The organism is Nocardia farcinica (assembly GCF_029867845.1).
In the GTDB taxonomy this organism is placed as follows: Bacteria; Actinomycetota; Actinomycetes; order Mycobacteriales; family Mycobacteriaceae; genus Nocardia; species Nocardia farcinica_A.
On record NZ_JARWRU010000529.1, the window covers coordinates 1 to 7,699 of the forward strand.

General features: G+C 72.1%; 6 protein-coding genes and 1 pseudogene. 4 read left to right on the top strand and 3 right to left on the bottom strand.

The genetic code is table 11. The features are described from left to right. Positions 1–68 precede the first annotated feature (68 nt). Positions 69–386: pseudogene (locus QH283_RS11400) on the bottom strand (ArsR/SmtB family transcription factor); the annotation flags it as partial. A gap of 200 nt (positions 387–586) precedes the next feature. Here QH283_RS11400 and QH283_RS11405 point away from each other — a divergent pair. Beyond that, positions 587–1,987, top strand: coding sequence for a glycine--tRNA ligase (locus QH283_RS11405; RefSeq protein ID WP_432420709.1), 1,401 nt, complete (start codon positions 587–589; stop codon positions 1,985–1,987). Positions 1,988–2,069: 82 nt separating this feature from the next. Here the strand turns inward: QH283_RS11405 and QH283_RS11410 are convergent, their stop codons facing one another. Next, positions 2,070–2,675: a TenA family protein gene (locus tag QH283_RS11410; RefSeq protein WP_280502980.1), complete on the bottom strand. Its 606-nt coding sequence runs from the start codon at positions 2,673–2,675 to the stop codon at positions 2,070–2,072. Between the two features lie 109 nt (positions 2,676–2,784). Between QH283_RS11410 and QH283_RS11415 the strand changes: the two genes are divergently transcribed. After that, complete coding sequence (locus QH283_RS11415; RefSeq protein ID WP_280502981.1) at positions 2,785–4,083, top strand: phthiocerol/phthiodiolone dimycocerosyl transferase family protein; 1,299 nt, start codon at positions 2,785–2,787, stop codon at positions 4,081–4,083. A 349-nt stretch (positions 4,084–4,432) separates the two neighbouring features. On the opposite strand, the gene QH283_RS11420 is transcribed toward QH283_RS11415, so the two are convergent. Further along, positions 4,433–6,442: a TPM domain-containing protein gene (locus QH283_RS11420; protein WP_280502982.1), complete on the bottom strand. Its 2,010-nt coding sequence runs from the start codon at positions 6,440–6,442 to the stop codon at positions 4,433–4,435. A 7-nt stretch (positions 6,443–6,449) separates the two neighbouring features. On the opposite strand from QH283_RS11420, the gene QH283_RS11425 reads away from it, so the two are divergent. Both QH283_RS11425 and QH283_RS11430 read left to right on the top strand, forming a co-directional pair. Continuing rightward, a complete protein-coding gene (locus tag QH283_RS11425; protein ID WP_280502983.1) occupies positions 6,450–7,169 on the top strand; it encodes an MBL fold metallo-hydrolase in 720 nt (239 codons plus the stop codon). A 57-nt stretch (positions 7,170–7,226) separates the two neighbouring features. Then, a partial coding sequence (locus tag QH283_RS11430) for a YdcF family protein (protein ID WP_432420710.1) occupies positions 7,227–7,699 on the top strand: 473 nt, incomplete at its 3' end.

The window sequence follows — 7,699 nt, forward strand, 5'->3', positions numbered from 1 at the left end:
CCGGCGCCCTTCGGGGGGGGGGGGGTTTCCGCCCCCCCTGACCACCCCCCCGCGGGGGGGCCCCGGGGGTCGACCAGTTGGGGCGCTTGGGGGGGGTCTCCTAGTTCGTCCACCCCCGCGCCCCCGGACCGCTCGCCGTGCACCACGCCCGCGGACTTGAGGATGCGCAGATGCTGGCTCACCAACGGCTGGGTGACGCCGAGCGCGTCGACCAGCTCGTGCACGCAGCGCGGCGACTCGCGCAGCTGTAGCACGATGGCGATGCGGACGGGCGCGGCCAGCGCGCGTAACAGCTCACCGGCGTCCTCCAGTACGGCCCGGGAGGGCACCTGGGCGGGCCCGGGGGAGCGGTACGGGGTGTGCGCGGCAGCCGTGTCGGCGGTCATGGGACCATCTCCTTAATGGAAAGCGATTCCATTTTGATATGCGCGTTTACGCATGTCAAATGAGACGCGCCGCGCCGGGGGCGTCGACGATGGGTGCCGTGGGTGTTCGGGCCCTGAGCAGCTACGGATAGGCTGGTGGCGGTCCGTTGGATGTGACGGACACTATTGGATGCATCATGAACTGATCCGACTCGCAGTGGATGGAGATATCTCGCGTGGCACCCAAGTCGAAGGTGGACACCGTTGCCAACCTCGCCAAGCGCAGGGGTCTGGTCTACCCGTGCGGTGAGATCTACGGAGGCACCAAGTCGGCGTGGGACTACGGTCCGCTCGGCGTCGAGCTGAAGGAGAACATCAAGCGCCAGTGGTGGCGCACGATGGTCACCAGCCGGGAGGTCGTCGTCGGCCTCGACTCCTCGGTCATCCTGCCCCGCCAGGTGTGGGAGGCCTCCGGCCACGTCGCGACCTTCACCGACCCGCTGGTCGAGTCGCTGCACACCCACAAGCGCTACCGCGCCGACCACCTGCTCGAGGCGTACGAGGAGAAGCACGGCCACCCGCCGGCCAACGGCCTGGCCGACATCAACGACCCGGAGACCGGCCAGCCCGGCGCCTGGACCGAGCCACGCAACTTCTCCGGCCTGCTCAAGACCTACCTCGGCCCGGTGGACGACGAGGAGGGCCTGCACTACCTGCGCCCGGAGACCGCCCAGGGCATCTTCGTCAACTACAAGAACGTCGAGACCACCGCGCGCAAGAAGCCGCCGTTCGGCATCGCCCAGATCGGCAAGAGCTTCCGCAACGAGATCACCCCGGGCAACTTCATCTTCCGCACCCGTGAGTTCGAGCAGATGGAGATGGAGTTCTTCGTCAAGCCGGGCGAGGACGAACAGTGGCACCAGTACTGGATCGACGCCAGGCTGGCCTGGTACACCGATCTCGGCATCGACCCGGAGAACCTGCGCCTCTACGAGCACCCGAAGGAGAAGCTGTCGCACTACTCGACGCGCACCGTCGACATCGAGTACCGCTTCCGCTTCCAGGGCAGCGAGTGGGGTGAGCTGGAGGGCATCGCCAACCGCACCGACTACGACCTGCGCACGCACTCCGAGCACTCCGGCACCGAGCTGAGCTACTTCGACCAGGCCACCAACGAGCGCTACATCCCCTATGTCATCGAGCCCGCGGCGGGCCTGACCCGCTCGCTGATGGCCTTCCTGGTCGACGCCTACACCGTCGACCAGGTGCCCAACGCCAAGGGCAATCTGGAGGAGCGCGTCAGCCTGCGCCTGGACTACCGCCTCGCTCCGGTCAAGGCCGCGGTGCTGCCGCTGTCGCGCAACGCCGACCTGACCCCCAAGGCCAAGGACCTGGCCGCCCAGCTGCGCAAGCACTGGAACGTCGAGTTCGACGACGCAGGCGCCATCGGCCGCCGCTACCGCCGCCAGGACGAGATCGGCACCCCGTTCTGCATCACCGTCGACTTCGACACCCTCGAGGACCAGGCGGTCACCATCCGTGACCGCGACACGATGGCCCAGGAGCGCATCGCCCTGGACAAGGTCGAGGGCTACCTGGCCCAGCGCCTCGTCGGCGCCTGACGTCGCACCGAGCCGACGCCCGTCTCCGTGTGCCGGTGGCGGGCGTTCGCGTCCCCGGAGCCCCCGGATATCGGCTACTCGTTCACGGCACGTCCCAGAACGCCAGCTCGTGACGCATCCCCTCGACGAAGAACCGTTCGGCCCGAGCCGGATCCGCGCCCGACTCGTCGAGCATCTGCGCGCAGCGGCGGGTGAGATCGGCGAAGGCCGGATCGGAGTAGGTCCGCACCCAGCGCCGGTAGCGCGGGTCGGCGGGCGGGGCGGCGGCCAGTCGCGCGCCCAGCGTGGAGTAACCCCACATGCACGGGTAGAGCGCGGCGAGCCCGTCGCCGTAGTCGGCGGCCGCGGCCAGCAGGAAGGCGGTGTAGGCCGCGCACGGCCCGCCCTTGACCGCGTTGTCCAGATCGGCGTCGAATTCCGCGGCCAGGCCGCGGTGCAGCGCCAGCTCGTCGTGCAACGTCGAGTGCGCCAGGTCGACCAGATCGCCGAGATGCGCGTCCGGGGCCTGCCAGGCCAGGCGGCTGAAGACCCGCGCGTAATCCAGCAGGTAGAGATAGTCCTGCTCCAGCCAGGAACGGAAGACCTCGTCGGGCAGGGTGCCCGCGGCGATCCCCGCGACCGTCGGGTGTCGTAGTTGTTCCTCGACCATCGGCAGGCCGAGTTCCTCCAGTCGTGCGGCAAGACTCATGCCGCCAGTCTGACGCACTCCCCGTCCACTGCCTGATCGAGGCCACAACACTGCCACACAGCACGATCTCCGCTTGCGTCCGCGCGGCGATACGCGCACTCTCTTCGATGTGTGGGAAGAAGATGTCGTGGTGCGCGAGCTCGCGCCGTCGGAGGCGCGGTTCGTGCGGCACGGCACGTACACCGGGCGCTCCGTCGTCGTCCGGGGTGAGCTCGAGATCGACGCGCTGCGAGCGGCTTTCACCGCCCTGCAACGCGAATATCCGGTGCTGGTCTGCCGAATCGGCGAGGACGGCGCGGGCGGCGGCTGGTTGCTGCGCCCCATCGGCCACCAGGGCGCGTTCGTGCGGCCGGGCGATGTCGACGAGGTGCGAATCCCGCCCGAGCCCATGGACCCGCGACACCAGCTGGCCTATCTCGACATCATCCCCGGCGACGACCGTTCGCGGGTGACCCTGTTCGTGCACCACGCCGTCGCCGACGCGGGCCACTGCATCGCCCTGTTCGTCCGGCTGTGGCAGCACTACACCGAGCGCGTCCACCCGGACAGTGTCACCGACGGCGCGACCGCCGTTGTCCCGCACGAGCTTCCGCAGTCGCTGGAGTACTACGCGGTTCGCCGTGGCGCGCGCCGCAGCGCCATCTCGGGGCTGGAGGAGGTCACGGCGCCGCTCTCGCCCGCGGAGTCGGCGATCCCGCTGGAGCCCACCGTGGACGGCCCGCCCACCATGGCACGCCCCGAGCGCGTGCTGCTCGACGAGGCCTCCACCCGCCACATCGTCGCGGTCGGCAAGCACTACGGCGTGAGCGTCAACGGCCTGGTCACCGCGGCCCTGCTGCGCGCCTACGCGGCCGGGCGCAACGAGGTCGAAAAGGGCGGCGCCGCACGCGGTTCCATGCCGCTGACCTGCATCTACCCGGTCGATCTCCGCAACCGCTTCGATCCGCCGGTCGCCGCCCAGGAGGGCACCAACATGGCAGGCCTCGCCGGGCTGGCCGCCGAGATCGGCCCGGAGACCGGTTTCGTCGCCCTGGCCAAGCACATCGCCACCCGGCTCAACCACGACCTCGCCGAGGGCGTGATCCAGCAGTCGGTGCTGCACTTCCCCGAGTTCTTCGGCAACCGGCGCGTGCACTCCACGGCGGGTCACGTCGCCATCACCAACACCGGCCGGGTGCCCGAGCTGCCCACCCCGCCCGGGGTGAGGCTCACCGATTACGAGATCGTGTACGTCAGCGCGCACCCGCGCCCCTCCGCGGGCAGTTCCGCCGCGGTCACCTTCCTCGTCTACACCTTCGCCGACCGTCTGTGCGTGGGCATCCTGGGTGGGGGAGCGGCGGCGGCCGAGCTGCCGCGCACCGTGGCGCGCGAATTGTCCACGTTGGCGAGCGAACCCATCGATGTCTAGCAGGCGAGGGCCCAGCAGGCGAGGCACAGCCCGGTAGGCGGCCGCGCCGCAGACCCTCCGCAAGCCATCCCGGCCGACGCCACGGCGACCGGACCGGGTGGTGCCGTCGAGCCCGAACAGGGTGGCACCCTCGAGGCCCGGGGCCGGGGGGGGCGCCCCCGGGGCCGCCCCCCCCCCGGGGCCCCCCCCGCCCGGGGCGGGGGGGGCCCCCCCCCCCCCGCCCGCGGCCCCCCCCGCCCGCCGGGGGCGGCCCGCCCCCCCCCCCCCCCCCCCCACCGCGGGTCACCGCCGTCGCGGCGGAGGGCTCCGCCGCCGCACCCGCCGGGCTCGGCTCCCTGGGGCTGCCGGCTCAGAATCGTCCGCCGCGCCCACCCCGGCTCGAAGACCCGCTCGACCCGCCGAACGAGCCACGTGACCCGCCGTAGGACCGAGGCCGGTAACCGCCCGAGCGGTGCGTCGAACCGCCCACCGCGCCCCGCAGCATCCCCTCCACGATGATCCCGCCCAGCACCGCGCCCGCGCTGTTGCCCGGCCCGGCGAGCGGATTGGCGTTCTTCTCCCAGGCGTTGACGCTGATCTGCGCCTCGCGCAGGGCCCGGCCCGCCAGATCGGCGGCCGTCCTGGCGTGGCCGAGCGCGTTCTCCGGGTCGCCGCTCGCCAGTCCGCGCGCGGCGTCGAGATGACGCTGGGCCTCCGACAGGCGGGTGCGCGCGGTGGCGTCCACGCCGCCACGGCGGGTGCTGATGAAGTCCGAGGCGGCGCGCACCTGGGTCTGCGCGTCGATCAGAGCGTGCTCGAAGCGCCTGCGCAGATCCTCGGCGGCCAGTTTGCGGTCGGTGGCCGCGGCGGTCGCGCGGTCGAGTTCGGCGTCGGCGGAGATCGCCGCGTGGAAGGCGCTGAGCGGATCGCTGTCGGCCTGGGCCGAGGCGCTGTCCAGGGTCTGCCTGGCCGCGGTGACGGCTGCCGCCAGTTCGGCCCCGCCGTACTCCGCCAGCCCCGCCGCGGCGTCGATGTCCTTGCGCAGTTCGTCCAGCGCCGCGGGCAGCCCGTCCCGCGCCTGCCGGATGTTGGAAGCGGCGTTGTCGACCGCGTCCAGCAGTGTCCGCGCCTGCCCGATCGCGCTCTCCGCCGACCGGATCGCCGCCACCGCGCCGCCCTGCTGACCGACCGGCAGCGCCAGCGACTTCCGCGCGGTGTCGATGTTCTCCTCGGCGAAGGCGATCCGCTCGCCCGCCATCCGCACATTGTCTGCGATCGGGGCGAGCACGCTCGCCGGGTGGGCGGCGGCGAGCCGGTCCAGCTCGGCCTTCGAGGCGGGCGTGCGGCCGGTCAGTTCCACCAGGTCGCGGGTGAGGCCGTCGAGCCGGTTCGGGGCGTCGATGAGCAGATTGCGCATGGCGTGGAACTCGGCGACCCGCGCGTCCAGCTCGCTGTCGGCGCGCCCGGCCGTGGTGAGCAGTTCCATCAGCAAGCGGTGCTGCTCCTGCGGGGTCTCGGGGATGTCGTCGTCCAGCTGCTGGCGGATGCGGAAGGCCTGCGCGGCGGCGGCCTTGGCGTTGTTCAGCGCGGTGGTGAACGGCGCGGTGGCGGTCTCACCGAACTCGCCGACCGCCAGCTGCAATTCCTCGTCGCTGGCGCGGATGGCGTCGTCGATCTCCACCAGCACCTCGCGTGAGCGCGCGTGCAGAGCCTCCAGCGGCAGCGCGGCCAGCGCGGCGGTGTCGTTCGGGTCGATCTCCCTGGCCTGGGCGAGTTCGGCGGCCGCGCGCTTCTTGCCGCGCCTGCGCGACCACCACACCAGCCCGCCGAGTCCGCCGAGCACCACCAGCGCCATGATCAGCAGCCCCTTGGCGCTGCCCCCGCCGCCGGTCTTGGCCGCGCCGATGCCGTCGGCGGTCAGCACCGCCGCCTCGGCCCAACGGCTCTGCCGCAGCGCGGGCTCGACCTTGTCGGCGAGCAGCGTGTCGAGTTCGCGCTCGGTGACCCCGCTGGGCGCGTCGCCGTCGAGCCAGTACTCGCGCGCGCCGGTGGCCACCGCGAGCAGCATGTCGCGGGCGTCGAAACCGGACGCCGACGCTGTCCGCGACGTCCACTGCTGCGGCGTCATCCCACCGAAATCCTCGACGTAGTACACCCACAGCCGGACCCGGTGCTCGTCGTAGAGCCGGTCGACCGCGGCACGGACCCGCCCGGCCTCCTCACCCGTCAGCGCCCCGGCCGAATCCACCACGTAGTCGCCCATGCGCGCGGGCGGTTCGGCGAAGGCGGGGCCCGACCCCAGGAAGGCGGCGAGTACGAGCAGGGCACCCAGGACCACGCGGGACATCCGGCGGCCACGGGACTTCGACGCTGACGACATGAGACGAATGTATAGCCCGGCTCCCGGCCGGGCGTGCAATAGCATCGGCGGAGTGATCACGATCGACCGCCCGTACACCGGCCACGTGTCCCCCGGGGAGAACCCCCAGCAACGCGACCTCGACGGCGCGCGCATCGTCAAGATGTCCGTCGGGCCGATGGACAACAACGTCTATCTCGTGCAGTGCGCCGCCACCGGCGCCGCCGTGCTCATCGATGCCGCCAACGAACCCGAGCGCATCCTCGAACTCGTCGAGCAGGAGATGCCGGGCAAGGTCCGCCTGATCGTCACCACCCACCAGCATCGCGACCACTGGATGGGACTCGAGCAGGTCGCCCGTGTGCTCGGGGCGCCGACCGCCGCGCACCCGCTGGACGCCGACGCGCTCCCGGTCACCCCCGACGAGTTGCTCGAGGGCGGCCGGACCGTCGACGTCGGTGATCTGGCCCTCGACGTGATCCACCTCAGCGGCCACACCCCCGGCTCCATCGCTCTCGTGCTCACCGAGTCCACCGGCCGCACCCACATCTTCACCGGTGACTCGCTGTTCCCCGGCGGCGTCGGCAAGACCCGCTCCCCGGAGGCCTTCGACTCGCTGTTCACCGACGTCACGACCAAGATCTTCGACCGCTACGAGGACGCCACCGTGTACCCCGGCCACGGCGACGACACCACGCTGTCCGCCGAACGCCCGCACCTCGAGGAGTGGCGCGCCCGCGGCTGGTGACCGCCGCCCCGGGCGACGAGCCGGGTCGCCGGGCCGCGAGCCTGGCAAACTTGGGGAGTGTTCTCGCCAGCCCCACGCGCCCAACCGGCTTCGACCCACGAGTCCGGTCTCCGACGCGGCTTCGGCCCCGGCCTGGCGCGCTGGATCAGACGTGGCGTCGCAGGCGCGATCCTGATCACCCTGATCGTGGTCGGCGGCACGGCCGTGCGGGTCTGGCAGGTCGCCCGGATCGACGACTACAGTCCCGCCGACGCCATCGTCGTGCTCGGCGCGGCCCAGTACTCCGGCACTCCGTCCTCGGTCTTCGAAGCCCGCCTCGATCGGGCCTACCGGCTCTTCCGGGCGGGCGTCGCGCCGCGGGTCATCACCGTCGGCGGCAAACAGGAGGGCGACCTCTACACCGAGGCCGCCTCCGGCAAGATCTACCTGGAGGGCCGGGGCCTCCCGGGCGAGGCGAGGCAAGCCCGGGGGACCCGCGCGGGCCCCCCGCGCCCCGGGGGAACCCGCGCCCCCCCCCAACCGGCGCCGCG

Excerpts from the sequence above, each read along its gene's own strand:
- QH283_RS11425 (WP_280502983.1), top strand. The coding sequence starts at position 6,450 with ATGTATAGCCCGGCTCCCGGCCGGGCGTGCAATAGCATCGGCGGAGTG.
- QH283_RS11420 (WP_280502982.1), bottom strand. The coding sequence starts at position 6,442 with ATGTCGTCAGCGTCGAAGTCCCGTGGCCGCCGGATGTCCCGCGTGGTC.
- QH283_RS11410 (WP_280502980.1), bottom strand. The coding sequence starts at position 2,675 with ATGAGTCTTGCCGCACGACTGGAGGAACTCGGCCTGCCGATGGTCGAG.
- QH283_RS11405 (WP_432420709.1), top strand. The coding sequence starts at position 587 with ATGGAGATATCTCGCGTGGCACCCAAGTCGAAGGTGGACACCGTTGCC.